Annotated in this window: 28 protein-coding genes; 9 read left to right on the top strand and 19 right to left on the bottom strand. The window is 70.1% G+C overall.

The genetic code is table 11. The features are described from left to right. Nucleotides 1-107: 107 nt before the first annotated feature. Genes HDC37_RS15505 through HDC37_RS15490 form a run of 4 tightly spaced genes read right to left on the bottom strand, consistent with a single transcriptional unit; the run spans nt 108 to nt 2,238 of the window. Nucleotides 108-494 (bottom strand): CrcB family protein, encoded by a 387-nt coding sequence (locus tag HDC37_RS15505; protein ID WP_308472248.1) that lies wholly within the window; start codon nt 492-494, stop codon nt 108-110. Then, complete coding sequence (locus tag HDC37_RS15500) at nt 491-931, bottom strand: CrcB family protein (RefSeq protein ID WP_308472247.1); 441 nt, start codon at nt 929-931, stop codon at nt 491-493. Before HDC37_RS15500 ends, HDC37_RS15505 begins: the two co-directional genes overlap by 4 nt. Before the next feature lie 48 nt (nt 932-979). Beyond that, nucleotides 980-1,945: a DNA topoisomerase IB gene (locus HDC37_RS15495; RefSeq protein WP_179561271.1), complete on the bottom strand. Its 966-nt coding sequence runs from the start codon at nt 1,943-1,945 to the stop codon at nt 980-982. Between the two features lie 23 nt (nt 1,946-1,968). Continuing rightward, the gene (locus HDC37_RS15490; protein ID WP_179561270.1) at nt 1,969-2,238 is read right to left on the bottom strand and encodes an SAP domain-containing protein; all 270 of its coding nucleotides are present in this window, start codon (nt 2,236-2,238) and stop codon (nt 1,969-1,971) included. 242 nt (nt 2,239-2,480) lie between these two features. On the opposite strand from HDC37_RS15490, the gene HDC37_RS15485 reads away from it, so the two are divergent. Continuing rightward, nucleotides 2,481-2,645 (top strand): hypothetical protein, encoded by a 165-nt coding sequence (locus tag HDC37_RS15485; protein WP_164478137.1) that lies wholly within the window; start codon nt 2,481-2,483, stop codon nt 2,643-2,645. A 100-nt stretch (nt 2,646-2,745) separates the two neighbouring features. On the opposite strand, the gene HDC37_RS15480 is transcribed toward HDC37_RS15485, so the two are convergent. After that, complete coding sequence (locus HDC37_RS15480) at nt 2,746-3,504, bottom strand: MerR family transcriptional regulator (RefSeq protein ID WP_308472246.1); 759 nt, start codon at nt 3,502-3,504, stop codon at nt 2,746-2,748. A 160-nt stretch (nt 3,505-3,664) separates the two neighbouring features. Here HDC37_RS15480 and HDC37_RS15475 point away from each other — a divergent pair, with 160 nt between their 5' ends. After that, nucleotides 3,665-4,561 carry a DUF4097 family beta strand repeat-containing protein gene (locus HDC37_RS15475; RefSeq protein WP_179561268.1) on the top strand — a complete coding sequence of 299 codons (897 nt, stop codon included), beginning with the start codon at nt 3,665-3,667 and terminating at the stop codon, nt 4,559-4,561. Next, nucleotides 4,558-5,169, top strand: a complete 612-nt coding sequence (locus HDC37_RS15470) for a PadR family transcriptional regulator (protein ID WP_179561267.1) — start codon at nt 4,558-4,560, stop codon at nt 5,167-5,169. The genes HDC37_RS15475 and HDC37_RS15470 overlap by 4 nt, the downstream gene beginning before the upstream one ends. Nucleotides 5,170-5,181: 12 nt before the next feature. Here HDC37_RS15470 and HDC37_RS15465 read toward each other — a convergent pair whose 3' ends face one another. Further along, nucleotides 5,182-5,715: a universal stress protein gene (locus HDC37_RS15465; protein WP_179561266.1), complete on the bottom strand. Its 534-nt coding sequence runs from the start codon at nt 5,713-5,715 to the stop codon at nt 5,182-5,184. A gap of 162 nt (nt 5,716-5,877) precedes the next feature. Here HDC37_RS15465 and HDC37_RS15460 point away from each other — a divergent pair, with 162 nt between their 5' ends. Next, complete coding sequence (locus HDC37_RS15460) at nt 5,878-6,045, top strand: DUF3073 family protein (protein WP_179561265.1); 168 nt, start codon at nt 5,878-5,880, stop codon at nt 6,043-6,045. A 56-nt stretch (nt 6,046-6,101) separates the two neighbouring features. Here HDC37_RS15460 and HDC37_RS15455 read toward each other — a convergent pair whose 3' ends face one another. From HDC37_RS15455 to purM, 3 genes are all read right to left on the bottom strand, one after another. Continuing rightward, complete coding sequence (locus tag HDC37_RS15455) at nt 6,102-6,491, bottom strand: TIGR02611 family protein (protein WP_308472245.1); 390 nt, start codon at nt 6,489-6,491, stop codon at nt 6,102-6,104. A gap of 230 nt (nt 6,492-6,721) precedes the next feature. After that, nucleotides 6,722-8,182: an amidophosphoribosyltransferase gene (gene purF / locus HDC37_RS15450; protein ID WP_179561264.1), complete on the bottom strand. Its 1,461-nt coding sequence runs from the start codon at nt 8,180-8,182 to the stop codon at nt 6,722-6,724. A gap of 6 nt (nt 8,183-8,188) precedes the next feature. Then, nucleotides 8,189-9,340, bottom strand: a complete 1,152-nt coding sequence (purM, locus tag HDC37_RS15445; protein ID WP_308472244.1) for a phosphoribosylformylglycinamidine cyclo-ligase — start codon at nt 9,338-9,340, stop codon at nt 8,189-8,191. Between the two features lie 46 nt (nt 9,341-9,386). Here purM and HDC37_RS15440 point away from each other — a divergent pair, with 46 nt between their 5' ends. After that, on the top strand, nt 9,387-9,992 hold the full coding sequence (locus tag HDC37_RS15440) for a zinc-binding alcohol dehydrogenase (RefSeq protein ID WP_179561263.1): 606 nt from the start codon (nt 9,387-9,389) through the stop codon (nt 9,990-9,992). Nucleotides 9,993-9,995: 3 nt separating this feature from the next. On the opposite strand, the gene HDC37_RS15435 is transcribed toward HDC37_RS15440, so the two are convergent. From HDC37_RS15435 to HDC37_RS15425, 3 genes are all read right to left on the bottom strand, one after another. Next, nucleotides 9,996-10,340 (bottom strand): potassium transporter Trk, encoded by a 345-nt coding sequence (locus HDC37_RS15435; RefSeq protein WP_179561262.1) that lies wholly within the window; start codon nt 10,338-10,340, stop codon nt 9,996-9,998. Between the two features lie 86 nt (nt 10,341-10,426). Then, a complete protein-coding gene (locus HDC37_RS15430; RefSeq protein ID WP_179561261.1) occupies nt 10,427-10,858 on the bottom strand; it encodes a hypothetical protein in 432 nt (143 codons plus the stop codon). 90 nt (nt 10,859-10,948) lie between these two features. After that, entirely contained in the window at nt 10,949-11,302 is a 354-nt protein-coding gene (locus HDC37_RS15425) for a sterol carrier family protein (RefSeq protein ID WP_179561260.1), read from the bottom strand. Between the two features lie 74 nt (nt 11,303-11,376). On the opposite strand from HDC37_RS15425, the gene purD reads away from it, so the two are divergent. The 3 genes from purD (at nt 11,377) to HDC37_RS15410 (ending at nt 14,499) form a co-directional block, all read left to right on the top strand. Beyond that, nucleotides 11,377-12,639 (top strand): phosphoribosylamine--glycine ligase, encoded by a 1,263-nt coding sequence (purD, locus tag HDC37_RS15420; protein ID WP_179561259.1) that lies wholly within the window; start codon nt 11,377-11,379, stop codon nt 12,637-12,639. A 181-nt stretch (nt 12,640-12,820) separates the two neighbouring features. After that, on the top strand, nt 12,821-13,168 hold the full coding sequence (locus HDC37_RS15415; RefSeq protein WP_179561258.1) for a hypothetical protein: 348 nt from the start codon (nt 12,821-12,823) through the stop codon (nt 13,166-13,168). Nucleotides 13,169-13,638: 470 nt separating this feature from the next. Then, nucleotides 13,639-14,499: a phosphoribosylaminoimidazolesuccinocarboxamide synthase gene (locus tag HDC37_RS15410; RefSeq protein WP_179561257.1), complete on the top strand. Its 861-nt coding sequence runs from the start codon at nt 13,639-13,641 to the stop codon at nt 14,497-14,499. Nucleotides 14,500-14,520: 21 nt separating this feature from the next. On the opposite strand, the gene HDC37_RS15405 is transcribed toward HDC37_RS15410, so the two are convergent. Both HDC37_RS15405 and HDC37_RS15400 read right to left on the bottom strand, forming a co-directional pair. Beyond that, nucleotides 14,521-16,098: a hypothetical protein gene (locus HDC37_RS15405; protein ID WP_179561256.1), complete on the bottom strand. Its 1,578-nt coding sequence runs from the start codon at nt 16,096-16,098 to the stop codon at nt 14,521-14,523. Continuing rightward, nucleotides 16,080-16,823: an ABC transporter ATP-binding protein gene (locus tag HDC37_RS15400; protein WP_179561331.1), complete on the bottom strand. Its 744-nt coding sequence runs from the start codon at nt 16,821-16,823 to the stop codon at nt 16,080-16,082. The genes HDC37_RS15405 and HDC37_RS15400 overlap by 19 nt, the downstream gene beginning before the upstream one ends. A 174-nt stretch (nt 16,824-16,997) precedes the next feature. Here HDC37_RS15400 and HDC37_RS15395 point away from each other — a divergent pair, with 174 nt between their 5' ends. Continuing rightward, on the top strand, nt 16,998-18,323 hold the full coding sequence (locus HDC37_RS15395) for a uracil-xanthine permease family protein (RefSeq protein WP_179561255.1): 1,326 nt from the start codon (nt 16,998-17,000) through the stop codon (nt 18,321-18,323). Between the two features lie 4 nt (nt 18,324-18,327). On the opposite strand, the gene HDC37_RS15390 is transcribed toward HDC37_RS15395, so the two are convergent. From HDC37_RS15390 to HDC37_RS15370, 5 genes are all read right to left on the bottom strand, one after another. Beyond that, complete coding sequence (locus tag HDC37_RS15390) at nt 18,328-19,338, bottom strand: LacI family DNA-binding transcriptional regulator (RefSeq protein WP_179561254.1); 1,011 nt, start codon at nt 19,336-19,338, stop codon at nt 18,328-18,330. 42 nt (nt 19,339-19,380) lie between these two features. Beyond that, nucleotides 19,381-20,880 carry a GH1 family beta-glucosidase gene (locus HDC37_RS15385; protein ID WP_179561253.1) on the bottom strand — a complete coding sequence of 500 codons (1,500 nt, stop codon included), beginning with the start codon at nt 20,878-20,880 and terminating at the stop codon, nt 19,381-19,383. Nucleotide 20,881: 1 nt separating this feature from the next. Beyond that, complete coding sequence (locus HDC37_RS15380) at nt 20,882-21,778, bottom strand: carbohydrate ABC transporter permease (RefSeq protein ID WP_179561330.1); 897 nt, start codon at nt 21,776-21,778, stop codon at nt 20,882-20,884. 29 nt (nt 21,779-21,807) lie between these two features. After that, the gene (locus HDC37_RS15375) at nt 21,808-22,872 is read right to left on the bottom strand and encodes a carbohydrate ABC transporter permease (protein WP_179561252.1); all 1,065 of its coding nucleotides are present in this window, start codon (nt 22,870-22,872) and stop codon (nt 21,808-21,810) included. A 75-nt stretch (nt 22,873-22,947) separates the two neighbouring features. Next, on the bottom strand, nt 22,948-24,246 hold the full coding sequence (locus HDC37_RS15370; protein WP_179561329.1) for an ABC transporter substrate-binding protein: 1,299 nt from the start codon (nt 24,244-24,246) through the stop codon (nt 22,948-22,950). Between the last annotated feature and the right edge of the window lie 3 nt (nt 24,247-24,249).

Raw genomic sequence — 24,249 nt, 5'->3', positions numbered from 1 at the left:
GATGCCGCGACCCGGCGCTCCATGCTGTGCTGCTGCTGTGGCGGAGTCGCCGGCGCGTCGATACGGGAGTGTATCGGCCGCCTCAGTATCTCATCCGAGGGAGGACCTCAGGCTGAGAGCACCGAGCCGACGAGAAGGCCCAGCCCCGCAGCGGCGACACCGACCATCAGCGTTCCGACGACGTTCCCGAGTGCGAGCCGCCATCGACGCCGCTCCATCAGAAGCACCGTCTCGACCGACACGGTGCTGAAGGTCGTGTACGCGCCGAGAAAGCCCACCCCGATCACGGTGACGAAAGTGTCGCCGAGCGCGAGCGCGGAGCCGGTGAGGAGACCGAGGAGGAAGGACCCGGTGACGTTCACCAGGAAGATGCCGAGCGGGAAGGTGCGCATCCAGGCGCGCTGCACGAGGGTGTCGACGACGTAGCGCGCGCCCGCCCCGAGGGCACCGGCGACGGCGAGCAGCAGGAAGGCGAGCGGATCGATGGCGGTCACTCCGCCTCCCGCGGGGCATCGGAGCCCGGGCGCGCGCCGGTGATCCGCCGTCCCACCACGAGCCCCGCCGCGGCGGCGAGGAGGCCGAGGAGAAGCGAGGTCGCGGCGAGGAGGACGGCCGTCCCCGCGGCATCCACCGTCGGAGGCACCGCCAGCTGCGCCGCCTGCACAGCGAGCGTGCTGTACGTCGTGAAGCCGCCCAGAACGCCGGTGCCGGCGAAGGCGCGCAATCGCGGCCCGCGATCGCCCAGGATCGCCACGACGATGCCGAGCAGGAGGGAGCCGACGACATTCTCGATGAGGGTGACGACGACGGCCCCGGTGCGGTCGCCGCCCGCGACGGGGAGGAGCAGCAGCGCCCGCAGGCCTGCGCCCAGCGCCCCACCGGCCATGACGGCGAGGAGCACATCGAAGCGGATGCGCGGTCGTGCGGCCACCCGGCCACAGTACTGGCCCTGCAGCCGCGAGCCGGGGGGCGGCCGGTGTCAGCGACCGCTGAGCAGCTGGCGGATGGCCGACTCGGGCGAGATCGTCAAATCGAGCAGCCGGCCGCGATCGTAGCGGGCGAACACCTTCGGGTCGATGTAGCTGCTGCGCGCGACCGCCGGCGTGTTGCCGAGGGCTTCTGCGGTGGCCCGCACGGCGAGCTTCTCGGCGCGCTTGCGATCGCGCGCCGTGTCGACGGTGCCGATGCGGGCGAGGGCCTCGGCCGCCATGATCGTACCGCGCAGGGTGCGGAAGTCCTTGGCCGTGAAGCGGCCACCCGTCAACGCCCTGACGTGGTTGTTCACATCGGCAGGGGTCAGCGGCACCCGTCGCCGGCCGCGCTGGTATGACAGCAGCGCAGAGCGCGGGCGGCCGGCGCTGAGGTCCTCGATCACCGCCGCGAGCTCTTCGTCCTCGATGCGGATGAGAGCGCGCTGCCCGCTCTTGGCCGGAAACGACAGCGTGATGACCGAATCCTCCACCGATGCGTCTCGGCGCTGGAGCGTCGTCAGACCCCGACTGCCGTGACGCTCGAGATAGCGGGCCGAGCCGATCCGCGGAGCACCCTCGTCGAGCAGACGGAACGACACCGCCAGCACCTTCTCGCGGCTGAGATCGTCGCGTCGGAGCGCCGTGGTCGCCTTCGCCCTGGCGCGAGGGAGCGCCTCGGCGAGGGTGAGCGCCCGCGCGAATTTCCCCCTGTCGCGGCGCTCGCGCCACTGCGGGTGGTACAGGTACTGCCGCCTCCCCGCCTCGTCCACCCCCACCGCCTGGATGTGGCCCATCGGCTCGCTGGAGATCCAGACGTCCTGCCAGGCGGGAGGGATCACCAGCTGGTGGATGCGCTCGCGATCCTCCTCCGGAGCGGATGATCCATGCACGTCGACGTAGCGGAAGCTGGATCCCGAGCGCACGCGGCGGTAGCCGGGATCGTCACCGGGACGCACCCGCACCAGTCGCGCCACGCGTCGCCTTTCCGCCGTCGTACTCAATGATCGCGGAGCATCGCGATGAGCTCCGCCTTCTTCTTACTCGAGTATCCCGACAGCCCGAGCTCCTTCGCGCGACCCCGGAGGTCGGCGACCGTCCAGTCTTCGTAGCTGCCGGACTCGCCGCCACGGCGGCCGACGGTCTTGCGGCCGTCACGGGCGGCGGCGTTGGAGATGCGCGCAGCCTTCTCCTTCGACGCGCCGTCCTTGCGGAGCTCTTCGTAGAGGTCGGGGTCCTTCAGACTCGACGAGCCTCGTCCCTGGGGCATGATGCCTCCTTCCGCTCGGTCGTCACTGCGACCACACCGCCGACGTTAGGACGATGGCGGCGGGTGCACAGCGACTTGACAACCCCGGCCGGCAGGGATACTCCGGCACATCGCCGCTACACCGCGCAGGAAGCAGCGTCAAGCCCCTGCTGACACGAAGCGCAGAGTGCGAACCTGTGAATGTGCCGAGTGGCACCCGGCGTACCCGACACCGGTCGCCGGTTACGGACAAGGAGAGCCCCATGAACCTCGCCCTGATCATCATCATCGTGGTCGCGATCGTGCTTGCCATCGTCGGCGGGCTGAACTCCGCCCTGCAGTGGCTGCTGTGGGTGGCGCTCATCGTCGGCGTCATCGCCCTGATCGCCTTCCTGTTCCGCGTCATCACCGGCAGCCGCCGGACCTGACGTCCCGCACCCGCGCGCGACGGACAGAGCGCGGGAAGAACGAGAAGGATGCCGCAGGCTTCACGCCCGCGGCATCCTTCTTCTCTGTGTTCGGGAGACCTCACTCCGTCGAGTCCACGCGGTGCCGGAGCGCAGCGCGGACGAACTCCGCGCCCGCTGTCCCGCCGTAGTTCGCCGCGAACCGCGGGTCGTCGACATACATGTCGGCCAGACCCCGCACGTACTGTGCGAGCTCGTCGGCAGACCCGTGGCCGGGAGTCCCGGGAATGCTGCGGAGCCATGCGATGTGGCGGTCGGCAAGCGCCTGAGCCTCGTCGCTCCGCGGGTCGAGGTCGCTTTCCGCAGCCTCGGCCCAGTCGCGGGCGAGATCGGCCGTCCGGGCCTTCCAGTCAGCGCGCTCGTCGTCGCTCATCCCGCGCCACCAGCGGTCGCTCCGCTCGTACGCGTCGGCGCCCCAGCGCTGTTCGACCTCTTCCCGGTACTGGGTGTGATCGAACCCGTCGAACATCTTCTCTGCCATCAGTTCTTCACCTCCCCTCAGTGCGTCGATGGTCGCCTGCACCGACGCGACCTGCCGCACCAGTCGGCGCTGCTCCTCCCGCAGCCACGCCAGATGCTTCTCCAGCGCCGCCGCTTCGGTCGTGTCGCGATCGAGCAGCTCACGGATCTGCGAGAGCCCGAGGCCGAGCTCTCGCAGCAGAAGGATGCGCTGCAGGCGCACCAGCGCCGAGCTGTCGTAGTACCGATAGCCGTTGGGACCCACCCGGGTCGGGCGGAGCAGGCCCACATCGTGGTAGTGCCGGAGCGTCCGGCTGGTGGTGCCCGCGATGCGGGCGATGTGCTGAATGGGCCAGTCCACGTGGCATCCTCCCTTCTTCTTCTCCGACGGTACGGGTTGACGTCGCGTCAAGGTCAACTCCTGACCGCGTCGATCTGTGCATCGAACCTGGCGCAACGCGATATATCGTGTTAGCCTGGCCATCAACGAGATATATCGCGTCTCGCAGTTTGGAGGAGTCATGAGTCTGGAGAAGTGGATAATCCACCCGGGCGAAACCCGCGTCATCGACCTCGAGCACGTCGCCGCGCTCAAGATCGGGCTCGTCGGCGGTCAGATCGACGTCGTCGCCCACGACGAGCCCGGTGCGCGCATCGAGGTGCATTCGGTCACCGTCAAAGACCTCCGCATCGAAGTCACCGGCGACGGCGCGGCGGGAAGCACCGTCGAGATCGACCACCCGCAGCTGCGCTGGGACAACTTCCTCGAGGTGTTCCGCAACTTCGGCGCCGGCGGCCCGCGCGCCGAGATCAGCGTCGCCGTTCCCCGTTCCGTGGCGCTCAATCTCGGTGTCGTCAGCGCGAGCGCGCTCATCACGGGGTTGCGCAACGACGCCCGCGTCAACACCGTGTCGGGCGACATCATCGTCGACGGCCACACCGGCAACCTCACGGCCAATGCGGTCTCGGGCGACGTGCAGGTGCGCGAGCTCGTCGGCGGCCTCACGGCCAACAGCGTCTCGGGCGATGTGACCGCCACCGGCGAACTGCGCAAGGCCACGATCGACACGGCGTCCGGCGCCATGCTGGTCGACTCGACCGGCAACCTGCAGAGCGTGAACCTCAACACCGTCAGCGGCGATGCGACCGTCCGCCTCGACGAGGCGCTGCCGGCCAACTACGTCGTGCGCAGCGTCAGCGGCCGGATCCAGATCGACGGCGTCGTGCGCTCGGGACGCGGGCCGACCGGCTACAGCGGGTCGACGGGCGAACTCAGCGGCTCGTTCGTCGACGTGCGCGCGAACTCCGTGTCGGGAGATCTGACCGTGCTCCGCCGGGCGGCGCGCGTGACCCCCGCCGAGGCTCCCGCCGCTCAGGTCGAGGGCGCCGAGACGCGCCGCGAGGCGGACTGGTCATGACGCCGGTGTTCTCGCACGGCGACCTGCGCCTGTACCTGCTGAACCTCCTCGACGAGGGGCCGCGCCACGGCTACGACGTGATGCAGGCCCTCGCCGATCGCACGGGCGGCACCTACACGCCCAGCGCGGGAACCATCTACCCGCGGCTGGCCAAGCTGGAAGAGGAGGGCCTGGTGACCAAGACCGTCGACGGCCGAAAGACCGTCTACGAGATCACCGACGCCGGCCGCGCCGAGGTGCGCGCCCGCGCCGGCGACCTCGAGGGGATCGAAGCGGGGCTCAGCGACTCGGTGCGACTGATCGCCGAGGGGGTGCGCGGCAGCGTCCGCGAGGCGATGAAGAGCCTGCGCGCCGACCTCGCCGCCGCCCGCGTCGACGAACGCGCGAGCACCGAATCGGTGCGCACCATGACGGATGACCCGCGCGGACGCAGTCGCGGCCAGCTGAGTCGCGCCGACGCGGCGCTCACCGAGTTCCGCGCCCGCATCCGGGGAGACCTGAGGACGCACGTCGCGCGAGGCGGCGAGCTGCCGTCATCCGTCGTCGACCGGCTCATCGACGACCTCGACGAGATCTCGCGCGAGATCACCCGCGCCCTGCGCGGCTGACCTGCCCGACCGTCACGCCGGCCAGATCTCCTCGTCCTCGGGCACCGGCTCGCCCAGGGGAACGACGAGGATCGACCGGCGCTGACGGTGGGCCAGGCGCGCGGCGACCGATCCGGTGAAGAACTCGCGGATCGATTCGCCGATTCCGCGCTTGCGGGTGCCGACGACGAGGAGCTTCGCGTCGATCTTGTCGGCGAAGTGCTTCATCGCCAGCGCAGGGTCACCGACCAGCTGATGCACGCGCCAGTCGACACCGTGCCCGTCGAGGGCCGCCGCGGCCGCCTGTTCGATGAGCTTCAGGTCTGCCTCGCCGGAGGCGATGTTGATGTCGATCGGCGCCGAGTGGACGTAGCCGTCGGGATCTTCGTACGTGACGAAGCGGGTGACGTCGACGTGAACCACGACGAGGGGCACCCCGAGGAGCTGCGCGTAGCGGCCCGCCTCGTTCAGGACGCGGGGCGACTGACCCGGGATGACCCCGGCGACGACCGCACCGCGCAGGGCCTCGATATCGATTCCCGCCGTCTGGGATTCCGCCGCGCTCATATATCCTCGTTTCACCAGTCGTGGGGCCGCCGGTCGGGCGGGGCGCCGTGATATTCTGAATGCTACTCTTGCCGGTTCGTTGCCGGATTCGTGATTGCCCGGGTAACCGTCGCGGACAGCCCGCGCACAACACCCCGCGGCTCAGACATGAGGGGGTCTCGCATGGGGCGTGGCCGACAGAAGGCGAAGAACACCAAGATCGCCCGTGAGCTCAAGTACGACATGCAGAGCATCAACTACTCTGCACTCGAACGCGAGCTCGGCTCCCCGACTCGTGAAGACGAGTACGTCGACAAGTGGGCGGACGAGTACGAGGACGAGAAGGCCTGACAGCCCGTCGTTCCGACCGCTGCGTCATTCCCGTGCCCTGACGGCTGGGACCTCCGCTACACCCGGCGGGCGGCTCGTTGTGCGCGGTACTGTCGCCACCAGGCCCAGAACCGGTCGAGCTGACGCTTGAGCCAGGCGGCGATCCGCCGCGCCCAGTGGAACTCGGTGCCGAGCACCGCGAGGCCGAGGAACACGACCAGCCAGCCGGGCCCGGGGAGCGGGACGAGGATCAGTCCGCCCAGCGCCAGGACTCCCCCGAAGACCGCGACCCCGACGCGGTAGAACCGTTCGAGGAGCGGATGACCCGCGACCCACGCCCGCGCACGTCGCAGTGTCTTGCGGATGGGGCGGTCGGGCCGTTCGGCCTCGACGATCTCAGTGCGGATCTCGCGTTCGAGTCCATCGGCCTCGGCCGGCTGCGGGTCGGGGTTCGCGGATGCGGACACCCCGCGACGGTACCAACGCAGCTCGCGAAAGGGCTGGGAGGCGGGTGGGCAGACGCCCCACGCCGCGCCGCCGGCTCGGGCCCCCGGCTGCCGCTCCGCGTCGTCGGAGAATCGCGCGTACTTCGGACGATTCGCCCCGAAAGCTTCCGAGTTTCGCGCGATTCTCCGAGCTTGGTGAGAACCATGCACGCGGCGCGCGCGGGCGCGCGGGAGCGAGGCGGCGCCGGCGCTCAGCTCTCCTGGGAGCCTTCCACCCAGGCGAGGTACTCCTCCGTCACCGTGCCGGTGACGTAGCGGCCGTCGAAGCAGCTCATGTCGAGGTCCTCGATGTCCGAGCCCTCGAGGATCGCCGCCTTCAGGTCCTCGACCTCCTGGTAGACCATGTAGTCCGCCCCGAGTTCAGCGGCGATCTCGGGGATCGTCCGCCCGTGGGCGACGAGCTCCAGCCGCGAGGGCATGTTGATCCCGTAGACGTGGGGGTAGCGCACGGGCGGCGCGGCGGAGGCGAACGTGACGCTCTTCGCCCCCGCATCCCGGGCCATCTGGATGATCTCCTTCGACGTCGTGCCGCGCACGATGGAGTCGTCGATGAGGAGGACGTTCTTCCCCTTGAACTCGCTCGACATCGCGTTGAGCTTCTGACGCACGCTCTTCTTGCGCACCGCCTGCCCGGGCATGATGAACGTCCGGCCGATGTACCGGTTCTTGTAGAAGCCCTCGCGGTACTCGATGCCGAGTTTGCGCGCCACCTGCATCGCCGCCGGTCGCGACGAGTCGGGGATCGGCATGACCACGTCGATCGCCCCGGGCGGGGTGTACTTCGCGATGGTGTCGGCCAGGCGCTCGCCCATGCGCAGGCGGGCCTCGTACACCGAGATGCCGTTCATGATCGAGTCGGGGCGGGCGAGGTAGACGTACTCGAACGAGCACGGCACGAGTTTCGGATCCGACGCGCACTGGCGGGTGTGCAGCTGCCCCTCCAGATCGATGAAGACGGCTTCGCCCGGGTCGACGTCGCGCACCACCTCGAACTCGCCGTTCTCGAGCACGAGGCTCTCGCTGGTGACGACCCACTCGTAGTGTCCGTCGTCGTGACGGCGGGTGCCGAGGATCAGCGGCCGGATGCCGAACGGGTCGCGGAAGGCGAGCAGGCCGTGTCCGGCGATGAGCGCGATCGCCGCGTACGACCCCTCCACCCGCTCGTGGACACGGGTGACCGCATCGAACACCTGGTCGGGATCGAGGTCGGGGCCGGAGATCGTCGACTGCAGCTCACCGCCGAGCACGTTCACGAGCAGCTCGGTGTCGCTGGAGGTGTTCAGGTGCCGGCGGTCTTTGTGGAAGAGCTCGTCGGTGAGCTCGCGGGTGTTGGTGAGGTTGCCGTTGTGGATGAGCACGATGCCGTAGGGGGCGTTGACGTAGAACGGCTGCGCCTCCTCCTCGCTCGAGGCCGTGCCCTTGGTGGCGTAGCGGACGTGGCCCAGGCCGATCGTGCCGAGCAGCGCCCGCATGTCACGGGTGCGGAAGGCCTCGCGCACCATCCCGCGCGCCTTGTGCATGTGCACCGCGCCGCCCGGCTCCGCCGTGGCGATGCCCGTGGAGTCCTGCCCCCGGTGCTGGAGGAGGAGGAGCGAGTCGTAGATCTCCTGGTTGACGCTCCCGCGCCCGACCATCCCGACGATTCCGCACATGTGGTGTTACTTCGCTCCGATCCGGGGGATGCCGCCGTAGGCGCCGACCAGACGCACCGCGCCCCCGTCGACCCCCTTCGCGCCCTGCTCGAACTCGCCGTCGGGCAGGGCGCCGTCGCCGACGACGCCGACCTGCCACGTCGCGATACCCGCGCGCTGGAGGGCCGCGGCCGCGGCATCCGCTCTCTCGGCGGCGACGACGGCGAAGAATCCTACGCCGAGGTTCCAGGTGCCCTCGGTCGAGGTGAGCGAGAGGTCGCCGAGCTCGGCGAGCACCTGGAACACCGCGGGGGGCTCCCACGTCGAGCGGTCGACCTCGACCCAGCTGCCGCGCGGCAGCACCCGGGCGAGGTTGGCGGCGATGCCGCCGCCGGTGACGTGGCTCAGGGAGTGGACGCCGTCACCGATCTCGTCGATGAGGTCGAGCAGCGGCCGGGTGTACAGGCGGGTCGGTTCGAGCAGGGCCTCGCCCCAGGTCGACCCGAAGTCGGCGGCGTGGTCGCCGTAGCCGATGCCGGCACCGGCGATGATGTGGCGGATGAGGGAGTATCCGTTGGCGTGCGGACCGCTCGATGCCAGTGCGAGGACGACATCACCCGTGCGCACGCGCTCGGGGCCGAGAACAGCGGATGCCTCGACGACACCGGTCGCGGCGCCGGCGACGTCGTAGTCATTCGGCCCGAGAAGTCCCGGATGCTCGGCGGTCTCTCCCCCCACGAGCGCCGCGCCCGTCTCGCTGCAGCCGCGCGCGATGCCCGCGACGATGTCGGCGATGCGGGCCGGGACGACCTTCCCGCAGGCGATGTAATCGGTCATGAACAGCGGGCGGGCGCCGACCACGGCGATATCGTCGATGACCATGCCCACGAGGTCGAGCCCGATGGTGTCGTGCTTGTCGATCGCCTGCGCGATCGCGACCTTCGTGCCCACGCCATCGGTGCTCGTGGCCAGCAGCGGCCGCTCGTACCCGCGGAGCGCGGAGGCGTCGTAGAGACCGGCGAAGCCGCCGACCCCGCCCCGCACCTCGGGCCCCTGGGTGCGCGCGACGGCGCCCTTCATCAGCTCCACAGCCAGGTCGCCCGCCTGGGTGTCGACCCCTGCGGCTGCGTAGGGATTCTCGGGGGAGGGAGGGGAAGTGTCGCCAGAGATGCGGTCCACCCGCTCAGCCTACCCGCGCCGAAACAGGGGCCCTTACACTGGCGGCATGGGCGGTACCGGCGGTCCCGAGTGGCTGATCCGCGAGGACGCGGGTCGGCCGGTGCTGATCGCCCTCTACCTTCGCCAGGCCCTCGGGATCCGCTCCCCTGACGAGCTGCCGCCGCTTCGCGGCATCCCTCCCCGCGCCAATGATCGGAATGAGAGGGCGCAGGCGCTCCTGGAGCGGCAGTGGCGGGAGTTCTGGGCCCTGACCGTCGAACCGCAGGCGCACCCGTCGCCCGTGCCGCTCGACCTCGTCGACGGGTTCGGCGTGTACGTCGCCCTGCCCACCGAGGGGATGGACGAGCTGCGCGAGGCGATCGAGCCACACGCGCCGGAGGCCGTGGCCTTCGCTGAGGAGGTGCACGCGCGCTACAGCCGCGACGCCGGGTCGCACAGCGCGTACCGCGCGTACGCCAGCGCGATCGCCGAGCACGAACGACAGGTGGGCCGGCGCGCCCACTCGTTCGAGTTGAACGTGCAGGTGCTCCCGCTCGCTCAGCGGGGCGTGTGGTGGATCGGGTCGCTCACCATCGCCGTCACCGATGGGCTGCGTGGTGACATCGCGGCATTCGACACCGCGATCCACCCGATCATCGCCGAACTGGCGTGAGGGTCAGTCCTCGCGCGTGAGGGTGTGGTCCACGCGCACCTGGCGCGTGCGACGCCCCGAGGTGCGGTCGAGGATCAGCGCGATAGCGCCCATCACCGCCAGGCCGACGGGGATGAAGATGAGCAGCAGGAACCCGAACACCTGACCGCTGGAGTACTCCAGCCCGGTGTTCTCGCTCACCTGGGCGGAGCCGTTGAAGCCGAAGGTGAGGATGAGGGCGGTGAGGATGCCGAGGGCCGCGCCGGCCAGCAGGAAGGCGGAGTACTTCGGCGAGCGGCGCACCGACACCGTCTCGACCTCATCCCGGGCGGGGGGCTGGAGGTCGGGTCGACGCGGCTGATCTGCCATGACCCCATTGTCCCACCCTGCGGTTCGGGCGGCGTCGCGTCTTCTCAAGCGCGGTCGAAGTCAGTGATCGTGGCCGCGGGCTCCGATCAGCGCGGCCGCTTCTTCGGGTCGGGGTCGGCGGGCCGCCACGACGGCGGATCGTCGGAGACGGGGCGGCGCAGATCGTCGACGAGTGTGGTGTCGCGCTGCGCCTGCAGCATCCGCCTCCGTCTGCTGATGACGGCGTCGACGACGATCACGACCAGCGCGGAGACGAGGAGGCCGAGCCCCGCGAAGACGACGCTCAGCACCCCGGCGACGCGGAACGCGCCCCCGAGGCTGTCGGAGGCGGGGCCGCCCGGGTTGCCGACGAAGACGTACAGGAGCGCCAGCGCGACGCCCGAGAGCACGCCGATGACGAGGAACCGGCCGTAGCGCGGCGAGCGGTGGACGACAGCGGGGATGCGCTCCTCATCGACGACGTGTTCGTCGTCGGGGTTTCCCTGCCAGCCGTCGCGGCCGGCGCGGCCGCGCGCCATGCCCTCATTGTGGCACCGGCGATGGGGGGTGAGGGCCGCGGGCGGGGAGGGCCGCGGGGGTGAGGGCCGTGGGGGTGAGGGCCGCAGCGGTCAAGGCCGCAGCGGCAGGAGCGCACTGATGTCGGCGCGGACCCCGGATGCCTGGATGCGGCCGGCAGCGGCGGCATCGGCCCACTGCTCCACGCCGGTGGCGAGGGCGAGCCAGGTCGCGGCATCCATCTCCACGACATTGGGCGGGGTTCCGCGGGTGTGCCGCGGGCCCTCGATCACCTGCACCGCCCCGAAAGGCGGCACCCGCACCTCGACCGAACGGCCCGGCGCCTTCTCGGCCAGCAGCTGAAGGAGGTACCGCACCGCCGTGGCCTGGGCCGGGCGCGCGGCCCCCGGCTGACGTGCGGCGTCGAGCGCGGCGCGTCCTTCGTCGGTGGTGATCTTCCGCGGCATCCCTCCACCGTACGCCGGGGCCTGCACCGCGCTCGCACCCGCGGCACCGCGGCGCGCATCGCTAGGCTGGCCGGGTGAGAATCCTGGTCCTCGGCGCGGGAGCCCGCGAGCACGCCATCGTCCTTGCCCTCCGCAGTGAGGAGGTGCGGCACGAGATCTTCGCCGCCCCGGGCAACGCCGGCATCGCCCGCGACGCGACGATCGTCGACCTCGACCCCGACAGCCCCGCAGCCGTCACCGCGTTCGCCCTCGCCAACGACGTCGACCTCGTCGTGATCGGGCCCGAAGCACCCCTGGTCGCCGGAGTCGCCGACGCGGTGCGCGAGCGCGGCATCCCCGCCTTCGGTCCCAGCCGCGCCGCCGCGCGGCTCGAGGGGTCGAAGGCGTTCGCGAAGCGGATCATGGAGGCCGCCGGCGTGCCGACCGGGCGAGCGACGCGCGCCCGCACCCTCGACGAGGTGGCCGCCGCCCTCGACGATTTCGGCGCGCCGCACGTGGTGAAGGCCGACGGCCTCGCGGCCGGGAAGGGCGTGATCGTCACCGACGACCGCGCTGCCGCGCTCGCCCACGCCGAGATGTACCTGCCGACCGGTCCGGTGCTGGTCGAGGAGTTCCTCGCCGGCCCCGAAGTGTCGCTGTTCTTCCTCAGCGACGGCGACCACGTGATGCCCCTGAGCCCCGCCCAGGACTTCAAGCGCCTCGCCGACGGCGACGCCGGGCCCAACACCGGCGGTATGGGCGCCTACTCTCCGCTGCCGTGGCTCGCCGAGCGCTTCGGCAGCGAGCAGGCCTTCGTCGACCTCGTCACGACGGAGGTCGCCGCGCCCGTCATCGCTCAGCTGGATGCCGAGGGCACACCGTTCATTGGACTGCTCTACGCCGGCCTCATCGTGACCGAAGCCGGGGTGAAGGTCATCGAGTTCAACGCCCGCTTCGGTGACCCCGAGACGCAGGTCGTGCTCCCCCGCCTCGCCGAGCCGCTGTCGGAGCTGCTGCTTGCGGCTGCGTCGGGCCGGCTCGAAGGTCTCGCGCGTCCGCGGTTCAGCGACGCCAAGGCGGTGACCGTGGTCCTCGCGAGCGAGGGGTATCCGGCGGGTCCGGTCACCGGCCGGGTCATCGACGGGACGGATGCCGCCGCGGGCGTCCCGGGTGTGCACCTCGCCCACGCCGCGACCCGGGCAGACGGCGACGACCTCGTCGCCACGGGCGGCAGGGTGCTGAACGTCGTCGCCGTCGCGCCGACCTTCGCCGAGGCGCGCGACCGAGCCTACGACGCGATGGGTCGCATCGTGCTCGAGGGCGGGCAGTTCCGCACCGACATCGCCGCACAGGCCTGACCCCGGTCGTCGAGCAAGCGGCCCCAGGTCGTTGAGCGGCCGCTCCCCCGGTCGTTGAGCGAGCGAATCGAGACGAAACGCCCCCACCACGGTCGTTGAGCGAGCGCAGCGAGCCGAAACGCCCGCACCCACGCCCGCCCACCCCCTCGACGCAGCCGCCGCGCGTCGCTACCGTCCGACTATGGCTGAGACCGAGCGCGCGGCAGCGAAGCGCCGCGGCCACGACCTGTTCGACCCGATCGCGGAGCGGTACTTCGCCCACGACGGCGTCGACATCGGTCCGATCTTCGGGTCCGAGGGGCTGCGCATCCGCGGCAAGATCTTCGCGTTCTTGAGCTTCGACGGCCAGCTCATCGTGAAGGTCCCCGCCGAGCGGGCGACCGAGCTGGTCGCGACCACCCCCGCACGTCGGATGGTGATGCGCGAGCGCGAGATGAAGGAATGGCTCTTCTTCGAGCAGACGGATGCCGCGCTATGGCCGGCCGCGGTCGACGAGGCGTTCGCCTACGTCGACAGCATCACCCCCTGACATCCCCTGCCACGCCCGGCGCCCGCCCTCCCTCTTCCGCACACTGACGTCCCGGCGCCCCTCACGTCACCCCTTCCGTTTGCCGGAGAAACGCGGCGTTACCGGATCGGAGCGCATCGGTCATCCGACAACGGTGCGAATCTCCGACGAACCGGGCGGGACAAGGGAGGTTTCGGGGCCGCCGCGGCGGTCGTTGAGCGAGCAAGCGAGACGAAACGCCCTCTCCGCGCGTTTCGTCTCGGCGCTCCGCTCCTCGCTCGACGACCGGACTCCGACTCCTCGCACGACGACCGGGTTCCCCGAGACACCCTTTCCCCGCCCACACCCTCCGTGCCGCGCGGTGTCTCGACGGGGAAGGGAGGTTTCGGGGACGGAGCGGCCGTTGAGCACGCGTTTCAACTCGTCGTGCGCTCCTCGCTCAACGACCGAGCGCGCCGAGCGCCGGCGGCGAACGTCGGGATAATGGGCGGGTGACCCACCCCACTGCGCTTCCCGGCTGGCGGCACGTCTACTCGGGCAAGGTGCGCGACCTGTACCTCCCGTCCGAGGGACCGGAGGACCGGATGCTGGTGGTCGCGAGCGACCGCGTGAGCGCATTCGATCACGTGCTCTCTCCCGGCATCCCCGGAAAGGGCGAGCTCCTCACGCAGCTGAGCCTGTGGTGGTTCGAACGCCTGGGCGTGCCGAATCACCTGCGGACCGGTGAGATCCCCGAGGCGGTCCGCGGACGCACGATGCTCACCCGTCGCCTGGAGATGCTGCCGGTGGAGTGCGTCGTCCGGGGCTACCTCACCGGGTCGGGCTGGGCGGAGTATCAGCAGCAGGGGACGGTCTGCGACATCCCTCTACCCGCCGGCCTCGGCAACGGCGACCGTCTGCCCGAGCCCCTCTTCACCCCTGCGTACAAAGCGCCGCTCGGCGAGCACGACGAGAACATCTCGTTCGACCGCACCGTCGACCTCGTCGGCCTCGACCGCGCCGAACAGCTGCGCGACGCCTCGCTCGACATCTACCGCCGCGCCGCGGCGATCGCCGAGGAGAAGGGCCTCATCCTCGCCGACACCAAGTTCGAGTTCGGCGTCGACGACGACGGCGTGCTGCGCCTGGCCGATGAGGTGCTGACCAGTGATTCGTCGCGGTACTGGGACGCGGAAGCATGGGCACGCGGCGCCACCCCCGAAGAGCGCATGGCGAGCTTCGACAAGCAGATCGTGCGCGACTGGCTCGCCGCCCACTGGGACCGCACGGGCACCCCGCCCGAGCTCCCCGCCGAGATCGTCGAGCGCACCGCCGCGCGGTACCGCGAGCTGATCGACCGCCTCACCGCCTGAGACCGCGGCCGCGCACCCGGCTCAGGCGTTGCGCATCGCCTTGAGCCGCGACAGCAGCACGGGCCCGGTGCGGTCGAGGGTGCGACCGCCCAGCACCATTCCCCCGGCGAAGACGACGGCGCCCAGGACGAGCCCGACGAGGCCGGCCACAACGCCCAGCGCCGCGTTCTCGGTGAAGAAGGCGATGAGCGCGAGCACCACCGACGGCGCCGACAGCGCGATCGCGATCAGCCAGATGCCCAGGAAGATGAGCCCCTGCACGAAGGTCACCCCCGGCACCCGCTTGAACGGGTTGTCTCCGGGTGCGGCGACCGGCACGACGAACTGCGCCGAGGTCACCGCGCACACGCCGTAGGAGATCCCGAGCACGCCGAGACTCGCCCCCAGCACGGCGGGCGCCTGCGACCAGTCTCCTGAGAAGGCGAAGGGCAGCACCGCTGCGGCCACCGTCAGCGGCAGCGCCAGGGTCGCCGCGGCGAGCGTGCGCCCGAATCGGTCGGCGCGGCCCGAGACACCCGTGGCCAGCTGAGTGCCGAAGGCGGTGCCGTCGTAGGAGATGTCGGCGTAGATGACGATGCCGATCACCAGCGCGATCAGCAGGCCGCTCCAGCTCACGACGCCCAGCGCGTCGCCGCCGCGGGAGTAGAACCACAGGATGATCGGGACGAGCGGTACGACGATGAGCTGGCGGAGGTAGCGGGGGTCGCGCAGCCAGTAGGTGAGCGACCGGGCGTAGATCGCCCCGAACCCGCCCGTCGGCACACGCCCGAACCAGCCGAGGGCGCCGGGCTTCGCCGCCGCCCCGCCGGCGTTCCGCGGCCGCACGAGGGCGTCAGCGAGCGCGCGGCGCCACAGCAGCCACAGGACCACCACGGTCGCCACCGCGATCACGAGCTTGACCAGGGCGGGGAGGTACGCGCCCGCTGCCGCTGCGGCCGGAATCGCCCACGCAGCGCCGAGCGGCGTCCACGAGACGACCTCGACCGCGATCGCCACCGTGTCGATGTTGAGCGCGAACCCGGTGGTGACCGCGATGATGATCGGGCCTGCGAGCACGAGGGGGATGAAGATCACCACCCCGGCGATCTCGCGGAACCGGCGGCCGCCGCTCAGCCCCACGGCGAGCGCCGCCATGGTGCGCGACGCGACGACCGCGGTGAGGATCGCCAGCGGCGCGGCGACCACCCAGGCGACGAGCGAGGCGGGGGTGCGCATCCAGGTGGCGACGGTCGCGAGCGCGGCCACGGAGGTGACGATGCCCGGGATGCCGCAGACCCCTGCCAACGTCAGCGCGACCATCATCCGGTCCACCGTCATGGGGAAGGTGACCAGCCGGTCGGGCTCGAGCGTCGTGTCGACCCCGGCGACGAGGAGCGGTCCGAGCACCCACCCGAGGGTGACGAGGGCTCCCACCCCCACGACGATCGCCGATGCCAGATCCAGCGGTGCCGAGCCCAGCAGCACCAGGCCTAAGACGACGCCCACCAGCATCCCCAGCCCATAGACGCAGCCGAAGAGGAAGCCGACGAGCTGCCAGGGGCTCCGCGCCAGCTGGTTGCCCAGCACACGGAACCGCAGCCTCAGGAGTGTCGCAACCATTCCGGCCCCTCCCCGTGGCGGCGCCCGCCGACGAGATCGACGAACCGGTCCTGCAGCGACTGCCCCGCGCGCACGTCGTCGACCGTGCCGGCGACGAGCAGGCGCCCGCCGGCGACGACGGCGACGTGGTCGCACATGCGCTGGACGAGGTCCATCGAGTGGCTCGAGACGATGACGGTGCCGCCGGTGGCGACGTAGCCGGTGAGGATGTCCTGGATGTTCGCCGCCGATACCGGATCGACCGACTCGAAGGGCTCGTCGAGCACGAGCACGCGCGGGGCATGGACGAGCGCACAGGCCAGGGCGATCTTCTTCGTCATGCCGGCGGAGTAGTCCACCACGAGCACACCCGCGGCCTCGGTCATGTCCAGGAGCGACAGCAGGTCGGCCGTGCGCCGCGCGATCTCGTCATGCGGCAGACCGAAGAGCATGCCGGTGTAGGTCACGAGCTGCTCGCCGGTGAGGCGGTCGAACAGCTTCACCCCGTCGGCGAGGTTTCCGAGCATGCGCTTGGCCTCGACCGGATGCCGCCACACGTCGACGCCGTGGATGAAGGCCTGGCCCGCGTCGGGCTGAAGGAGCCCCGTCGCCATCGACAGCGTGGTCGTCTTCCCGGCACCGTTGGGTCCGACCAGGCCGTAGAACGACCCCGTCGGCACGGTGAGGGTCAGCCCCTCCACGGCGACCTTCTCGCCGAACCGCTTGTGCAGACCGGTCAGCTGCATCGCCGCCGAGGGCGTTGCGGTGGTGCGGGGTTCGTTCACATCGCTCCGTCCGTTGACGCGCCGAGACACCAGCGCCCGTACAGCATTCCGGAAACCGTTCGCCGGAGCAACTCGGAAGAGGCGGTCCGCCCCCCGATAGGGTGAGTCCCGCCATCCGCGGAAGGAACACCACCCATGCCCATCTGGAAGCTGCACGGCGACGGCCGCACCGTCGCACCCGGAAGCGTCGTCGGCCCGCGGGAGCGCCTCACCTGGGGAGCGACGGTCGCCCTCGGCATCCAGCACGTCATCGCGATGTTCGGCGCGACCTTCCTCGTCCCGGTGCTCACCGGCTTCCCGGTGTCGACCACGCTGCTCTTCTCCGGCGTCGGCACCCTGCTCTTCCTCCTCATCACGCGCAACCGCCTCCCCAGCTACCTGGGGTCGTCGTTCGCCTTCATCGCCCCCGTCACCGCGGCGACCGCCTCGCAGGGCATGGGGTCGGCGCTGGCCGGCATCGTCGCCGTCGGGGTGCTCCTCGCCGCCGTCGGCGTCGTCGTGCAGCTCGCGGGTCTCGGGTGGATCGAGAAGCTCATGCCGCCGGTCGTGGCGGGGGCCATCGTCGCCCTCATCGGCTTCAACCTCGCCCCGGTGGCATGGGACAGCTACCAGCAGCAGCCGGTGATCGCGACGGTGACGCTGACCGCCGTCATCCTGTTCAGCGTTCTGTTCCGCGGGTTCCTCGGGCGCATCTCGATCTTCCTCGGCGTCGTCGTGGGGTACGTCGTCGCCCTCCTGGTCGGCGCGGTCGATTTCACCGCCGTCGGCGAGGCGGCCTGGGTGGGTCTGCCCGAGTTCCAGCTCGCCGACTTCACCTCACCCGGCACGTGGAGCGTCATCGCGATGTTCCTTCCGGTCGTGCTGGTCCTCATCGCCGAGAACGTGGGGCACGTCCGCGGGGTGGCGACGATGACGGATGCCTCGGTGAACCGCTCGACCGGGCGCGCCCTCATCGCCGACGGCGCGGCGACGACCCTGGCGGGGTTCTTCGGCGGCTCGGGAACGACGACCTACGGCGAGAACATCGGCGTGATGGCGGCGACGCGGGTCTACTCCACCGCGGCGTACTGGGTGGCCGGAGCCACGGCCATCCTCCTCAGCCTCTCACCCAAGGTGGGGGCGCTGTTCAACTCGATCCCCGCCGGCGTGCTCGGTGGCGTGACCACCGCGCTCTATGGCCTCATCGGCATCATCGGCATCAAGATCTGGGTCGACAACCGGGTGGACTTCTCCCGTCCCGTCAATCAGTACACCGCTGCCGTCGCCCTCGTCGTCGCGATCGCCGGTTTCACCCTCGAGTGGGGCGACTTCCAGCTCGGGGCGATCGTGCTGGGAACGGCCGCCGCGCTGGTGATCTACCACCTCGGGAACGCCATCGCGCGGTGGCGCCGGACCGGCGCCGACGACGGCGGACCGCTTCCGGCGGTGGGACAGCTCGGGGGCGACCCCGTGGAGCGGTGACCCGTCAGGTCGAGTCGCGCACCACGAGCTCGGTGCCGAGGATCGTCGCGTGCGGCGGATTCCTCCCGGCCAGGAGGTCGAGGAGCACCCCCGCCATCTGCTCGCCCTGCTGCAGGGAGGGCTGACGCATCGTCGTCAGCGCCGGCTGCACCGCCACCGCGATGGGCGAGTCGTCGAATCCGACGACGGCGACGTCCTCGGGAACGCGGCGTCCGGTGCGGCGCAGCACCTCCACGGCGCCCTGGGCCATGAGGTCGCTCGCGATGAACAGCCCGTCGAACTCCACCCCGCGGGAGACGATCCGCTCCATCGCGCGCATTCCGCCGTCGGTGGTGAAATCGCCGTCCTCGACGGCCACCTCGGTGAGCCCCTCGGCCGCGAGCGCCTCACGGAACCCCGCCAGTCGGTCCAGTCCCGCCGCCATGGTCAGCGACCCGGTGATCGTCGCGATGCGACGCCGGCCCTTCGCGATGAGGTGGGCCGCGGCATCCTTCCCGCCCTGCAGATTGTCGACGTCCACGTAGTAGTCCAGGGGGCCGAGCCGGGGCGGCATGCCGCCGTACACGACCGGGAGGGCGCTGGCGATCCGGTCGAGGAACGTGTCGCTCGTGTGATGCGAGACCACCACCGCACCGTCGACGGACCCGCTTCGCAGGTAGCTCGTCGTCTTGTCACCGGGATCGTCGCTGGCGATGAACAGGTTCAGGACGTAGTCCGAGCGGCTGAGGCGACGGTTGATGCCGGAAACGATCGCCGCGAAGAACGGATCGCCGAAGAAGCGGGTCGTATCCTCGGGCACGATGAGCGCCACCGCGTGGGTCTGACGGCTGGCAAGCGAGCGGGCAGCGCGATTGGGCACGTAGTTCAGATCGGCGATGGCGCGCCGCACCGACTCCAGCGCGGCAGGGCTCACCGCCGTCGACCCGTTGACCACGCGCGACACCGTGGAGCGGGAGACGCCGGCGGCCGCGGCCACCTCTTCGATGGTCGCAGCAGCCCTGGTGTCACCGATCATGGGATGCCTCCTTGCCCGCGGGCACCCGCCTCGCGGTCGACGCTACGACAGGGCCCCCGGGTGGACGTCGTCGAGCTCTCGTGCTGCGATGATACGGCGGTACTCCCGGCCGGAGTCCTTCACCGTGCGCACCTGGGTGTCGTAGTCGACCCGGACGATGCCGAACCGCTTCTCGTATCCCCACGCCCACTCGTAGTTGTCCAGCAGCGACCAGTAGAAGTATCCGCGCACATCGACGCCGAATTCGGCGGCATCCAGCACCGCACCGAGGTGCGCCCGGAGGAACGCCGTCCGCTCCGCATCCGGCACCCGGACCTCGCCGCCGTCGACGATCACCTCGTCGTCGTAGGCGGCGCCGTTCTCGGTGACGTAGAGCGCGACGCCGGCCGGTTCGGCGTACTCGTCCCAGGTGCGTCTGAGCAGACGCGTCAGCCCCTCGGGCTGCACCTCCCAGTTCATCGCGGTGCGGGCGAGCCCCCGGTCATGCCAGAAGATCCCATCGGATGCCGGGAACGGCGACGCTGTGACGCGATCCGTGGGGGCGTCACCGCCGGGCGGCGGAACGGCCGGCGGGGTGCCTCCGACGAGCTCTCCGTGGTAGTAGTTCACGCCGAGCGTGTCTATCGGCGTGCTGATCGCGGCGAGATCGCCGGGCTGCACAGCGTCGGTGAAGACGGCGACCGCCGCGGCATCCTTCTTCTCGAAGTCCGAGAGGATGTCGGCGGGATACGCGCCCCGGAAGAGGGGGTCGAGGAACCAGCGATTGAACTGTCCGTCGATGCGGCGCGCTGCGTCGACGTCCGCCGGATCGGTCGGATCAGCAGGATCGGCGACCGTCAGGTTCAGGGTGATGCCGAGCGTCAGCGACGCGTCGCGGGCACGAAGCTCGCGGACGGTCTGACCATGGCCGAGGAGCAGGTGGTGGGAGGCGAGCATCCCCTCGGACACGCTGAAACGCCCGGGCGCGTGGATCCCCGCCGTGTAGCTGAGGAACGACGCGCACCACGGCTCGTTGAGCGTGGTCCACACGTTCACGCGGTCGCCCAGGGCGTCGTGCATGTCGAGGGCGTACTCGGTGAAGCGGTCGGCGGTGTCGCGGTTCGCCCAGCCGCCCCGCTCCTGCAGCGCCTGCGGGAGGTCCCAGTGGTAGAGCGTCAGCCAGGGGAGGATGCCGGCGTCGAGCAACTCGTCGACGAGGCGGCGGTAGAAGTCGACGCCCGCCGGGTTGAGCGCTCCCCCGTCCGGTCGCACCCGCGACCAGGAGGTCGAGAAGCGATAGGTCTGAAGACCCATCTCCTTCATCAGCGCCACGTCGTCGCGATAGCGGTGGTAGTGGTCGCACGCGACGTCGCCGTTGTCGCCGTTGATGACGGCTCCCGGCACGCGGCTGAACGCGTCCCAGATGGAATCGCGTCGTCCGTCCTCGTGCGCGGCGCCCTCGATCTGGTAGGCGGCGGTTGCGGCGCCGAAGAGGAAACCGGGTGGGAAGGCGCGAGCGCCGGTGACGTCGAGGCGAGGGTCCTCGGTGAGGTCGATGGTCATGTCAGCCTTTCACTGCTCCGGCCATGATGCCGCTGATGAGCTGTTTACCCGCGATGATGAACAGGATCAAGAGCGGAATCGTCGCCATGACGGCGCCGGCGAGCACGATCGAGTAGTCGATGTAGTATCCCGACTGCAGCTGACTGAGAGCTGTCTGCAGCGTGGGGTTGGACGGGCTCAGCACGATCAGCGGCCAGAGGTAATCCGTCCACGCCGTCATGAAGGTGAACAGCCCCAGGATCGCCATCGCCGGTCGCGCCGCGGGGACCCCGACGGTGAGGAAGGTGCGGAACTGGCCGGCGCCGTCGACGCGGGCCGCCTCGATGAGCTCGTCGGGGATGACGTCGACGAGATACTGCCGCATGAAGAACACACCGAACGCCGTGACGAGGGTGGGCACGATGACGGCGCCGATGGTGCCGGTCCAGCCGAGTTCGCGCATCACCATGAAGAGCGGGATGATGCCGAGCTGAGTGGGGATCGCCATCGTGGCGATCACGAAGAGCATGAGCCCGTTGCGTCCGCGGAACTTCAGCTTGGCGAAGGCGTAGCCGGCGATCGTGGAGAACGTCACCACCGAGACCGTGATGACGCCCGAGATCACGATCGAGTTGCCCAGCGCCAGCCAGAACGGGATGGCGTCGAGCACGCGCGACGCGTTGGCGAAGAAGTTCCCGCCGGGGATGAGGGGCAGCGTCTCGCCACGGGTCGAGTTGTCGCCGCTGGCGACGACGAACGACCACCACAGCGGGTACACGCTGCCGATGATGAACGCCGCGAGCAGGCCGTAGGTGAGGAAGCCGGGGCGGCTGCCGATGCCGGCGTTGCCCGTCTCACGACCGCGACGGCGCTTCGCGGGCCGTTCGGGCGGGTCGGTGTCGAGGGTGTCGACCTGCACCGCGGGGAGCGGATCGGGAATGGTGACGCTCACTTTGCCCCTCCAAGGGCTCGGGCCTGACGCTGGGCGATTCGACGTGCTCTGCGGTCCTGCCGGGAGTCCGACGTTGCGATACGACGCGCGATGAGGAAGTTGACGAGCCCGAACAGCACGATGAGGAGGAACAGCAGCCACGCCACGGCGGACGCCTCCCCCAGGTTCGTGCGGAAGAACGCGAGGTCCCAAAGGAAGAGCACGAGGGTCTGGAACTGTCGGTCGCTGCCGCCGATACCTCCGGCGGCCGACACGTCGAACAGGCGCGGCTCGGCGAAGATCTGCAGTCCCCCGATGGTGGCGGTGATGATCACGAAGATCAGCGTCGGGCGGATCGTCGGGATCGTGATGGAGAAGAAGCGGCGCACCGGACCGGCGCCGTCGATCGCGGCGGATTCATACAGGTCGCGCGGCACCGCCTGCATCGCGGCGAGGAGGATGAGGGCGTTGTACCCGGTCCACCGGAAGTTGACCATGATGGCGATGGCGAGGTGGCTGAGGAACCGGTCCTGCTTCCACTGCTGATCGGAGATGCCGAAGAGGTTGAGGAGGTTGTTGGCCAGGCCGTCGACGTCGCTGAAGATGCTCGAGAAGATCAGGGCGACCGCGACCGGGGTGACGACGAAGGGGATGAGCACGCTCATCCGCCAGAAGGTGGGGGCGCGCAGACCTCGGTCGAGGAGGTAGGCGACGATGAGGGCGATCGTCAGCTGCGGAATGGCCGAGATCAGGAAGATGCTGATGGTGTTGAACACCGCGTTCCAGAACATCCGGTCGCCCAGGATCTCGACGAAGTTGCCGAGTCCGACGAAGTCGCCCTGACCCTGCAGCAGATCCCAGTCGTAGAGGGAGACGTTGAGGGTGTAGATCAGCGGGAAGAGACCGACGACGCCGAAGAGAAGGAAGAACGGGGCGACGTAGAGGTAGGGAGAGGCCTTCTGGTCGGCCTTCGACAGACGCTGACGGAAGGGGGAGCGGGCGGGTCGCCGCATCCGGTCCTTCGTCTCTTCTCGGCCGGTGTCGGCCGATGCCGGCGCCGGTGACGGCAGGGTCGCGGTCATGTGCAGTTCCTCTCGCGAAGAGATGGTCGGGGCCCCCAGGCGTGCGCCCGGAGGCCCCGTGTCATGCGGTCGGACTCAGCCGACCAGTTCGTTCAGCAGCTGCAGCGCCCGGTCCCAGGCGCCCTGCGTGTCGGTTTCGCCGAGGTCCAGCGCCTTCAGCGCGGGGCCGAAGACGTTCTCCTGGATGACCGAGTCCTGCGGGCCCTTGTACTGCGCTTCGACGCCGACGGCGCGTTCGGCCAGGATCGCTCCGGTGGGTGCGTCGTTGAAGAACGGGTTCGGAGTCGCCTCTGCGGCCAGGGTCTCCTGCGCCTCGACGGTGCTGGGGAAGTTGCCCGCCGCAGCGGACTGCTTCACCTGCTGCGCGGGCTGGGTCAGCCAGTCGGCGAGCTTGGCCGCCTCTTCCTTGTGCTGCGACGTCTCGGGAACGGTCAGGAAGGCGCCGCCCCAGTTCGCCGGGCCTCCGGGGAAGACGTTGGCGAAGTCCCATCCGTTGTCCTCGTCGCCGCCGGCGCCCTCGATCGAGCCCTGCATCACGCCGAGCATCCAGCCGGGGCAGATGAACGTCGCGAACGTCTGGTCGAGGAAGGACTCGCCCTTGTTCCAGTCCCACGCCGCCTGGGCAGCGGACAGACCGTCTTCGGTGGCGGCGCCCAGCAGCTGGAAGCGCTCCTGCATCTCGGCGTTGCCCTCGACGTTCAGCTCGCCGTCGGCGGTGTAGTAGCCCTCATCCATCTGGTTGACCATCGCGTTCCAGACGAAGCCCGAGTGGTCGTACCAGGCCTTGCCGGTCGCCTCGTTATACTGGCGGCCGAGGTCGAAGTAGTTTTCCCAGTCGCCGTCGAGGAGCGCCGCGACCTCTTCGCGATCAGTAGGCAGGCCGGCCGCCTCGAAGGCGGGAGCGTTGTAGCAGATGCCCTGCGGGCCGATGTCGGTGCCGTAGCCGATGACGCGGCCCTCGGGGTCGGTCGCCTGGTCGTACTTCCACTCGAGCCAGTCGCCCTTGCGGTCCTCGATGCCGTAGTCGCGCAGGTCGACGAACTGGTCGGCGACCCCCATGATCTGACCGAGCCAGCCCTCTTCGACCGCGACGACGTCGGACAGACCGGACCCGGCGCCGATCTTGGTGAAGGCGTCGGTGCGGGCGTTGCCGCCCGTGTCGATGTTCGTGGCCTCGATGGTGATGCCGGGGTTGGCCTCTTCGTACTCGGTGTACAGATCGTCGTAGCCGAAGGTGCCGAAGGTGGTGACCGTGAGGGTGATGTCCTCGCCGGCCTCGCCGCCCGCGGCGTCGCCGCCGCCGGAGGAGCTGCAGCCCGCGAGAACGAGGGCGGTGGATGACGCGATCGCAGCCGCGACGGCCGCTTTGCGCATGGT

The organism is Microbacterium sp. AK009, from assembly GCF_013410955.1.
GTDB lineage: Bacteria > Actinomycetota > Actinomycetes > Actinomycetales > Microbacteriaceae > Microbacterium.
This window is presented reverse-complemented; position numbering and strand designations above follow the sequence as displayed.

Coding starts and splice junctions, on each gene's coding strand:
- HDC37_RS15490 (WP_179561270.1), bottom strand. CDS start 2,238: ATGCCCCAGGGACGAGGCTCGTCGAGTCTGAAGGACCCCGACCTCTAC.
- HDC37_RS15485 (WP_164478137.1), top strand. CDS start 2,481: ATGAACCTCGCCCTGATCATCATCATCGTGGTCGCGATCGTGCTTGCC.
- HDC37_RS15475 (WP_179561268.1), top strand. CDS start 3,665: ATGAGTCTGGAGAAGTGGATAATCCACCCGGGCGAAACCCGCGTCATC.
- HDC37_RS15470 (WP_179561267.1), top strand. CDS start 4,558: ATGACGCCGGTGTTCTCGCACGGCGACCTGCGCCTGTACCTGCTGAAC.
- HDC37_RS15465 (WP_179561266.1), bottom strand. CDS start 5,715: ATGAGCGCGGCGGAATCCCAGACGGCGGGAATCGATATCGAGGCCCTG.
- HDC37_RS15460 (WP_179561265.1), top strand. CDS start 5,878: ATGGGGCGTGGCCGACAGAAGGCGAAGAACACCAAGATCGCCCGTGAG.
- purF (WP_179561264.1), bottom strand. CDS start 8,182: ATGTGCGGAATCGTCGGGATGGTCGGGCGCGGGAGCGTCAACCAGGAG.
- HDC37_RS15440 (WP_179561263.1), top strand. CDS start 9,387: ATGGGCGGTACCGGCGGTCCCGAGTGGCTGATCCGCGAGGACGCGGGT.
- HDC37_RS15435 (WP_179561262.1), bottom strand. CDS start 10,340: ATGGCAGATCAGCCGCGTCGACCCGACCTCCAGCCCCCCGCCCGGGAT.
- HDC37_RS15430 (WP_179561261.1), bottom strand. CDS start 10,858: ATGGCGCGCGGCCGCGCCGGCCGCGACGGCTGGCAGGGAAACCCCGAC.
- HDC37_RS15425 (WP_179561260.1), bottom strand. CDS start 11,302: ATGCCGCGGAAGATCACCACCGACGAAGGACGCGCCGCGCTCGACGCC.
- HDC37_RS15415 (WP_179561258.1), top strand. CDS start 12,821: ATGGCTGAGACCGAGCGCGCGGCAGCGAAGCGCCGCGGCCACGACCTG.
- HDC37_RS15405 (WP_179561256.1), bottom strand. CDS start 16,098: ATGGTTGCGACACTCCTGAGGCTGCGGTTCCGTGTGCTGGGCAACCAG.
- HDC37_RS15400 (WP_179561331.1), bottom strand. CDS start 16,823: ATGCAGCTGACCGGTCTGCACAAGCGGTTCGGCGAGAAGGTCGCCGTG.
- HDC37_RS15395 (WP_179561255.1), top strand. CDS start 16,998: ATGCCCATCTGGAAGCTGCACGGCGACGGCCGCACCGTCGCACCCGGA.
- HDC37_RS15390 (WP_179561254.1), bottom strand. CDS start 19,338: ATGATCGGTGACACCAGGGCTGCTGCGACCATCGAAGAGGTGGCCGCG.
- HDC37_RS15385 (WP_179561253.1), bottom strand. CDS start 20,880: ATGACCATCGACCTCACCGAGGACCCTCGCCTCGACGTCACCGGCGCT.
- HDC37_RS15375 (WP_179561252.1), bottom strand. CDS start 22,872: ATGACCGCGACCCTGCCGTCACCGGCGCCGGCATCGGCCGACACCGGC.
- HDC37_RS15370 (WP_179561329.1), bottom strand. CDS start 24,246: ATGCGCAAAGCGGCCGTCGCGGCTGCGATCGCGTCATCCACCGCCCTC.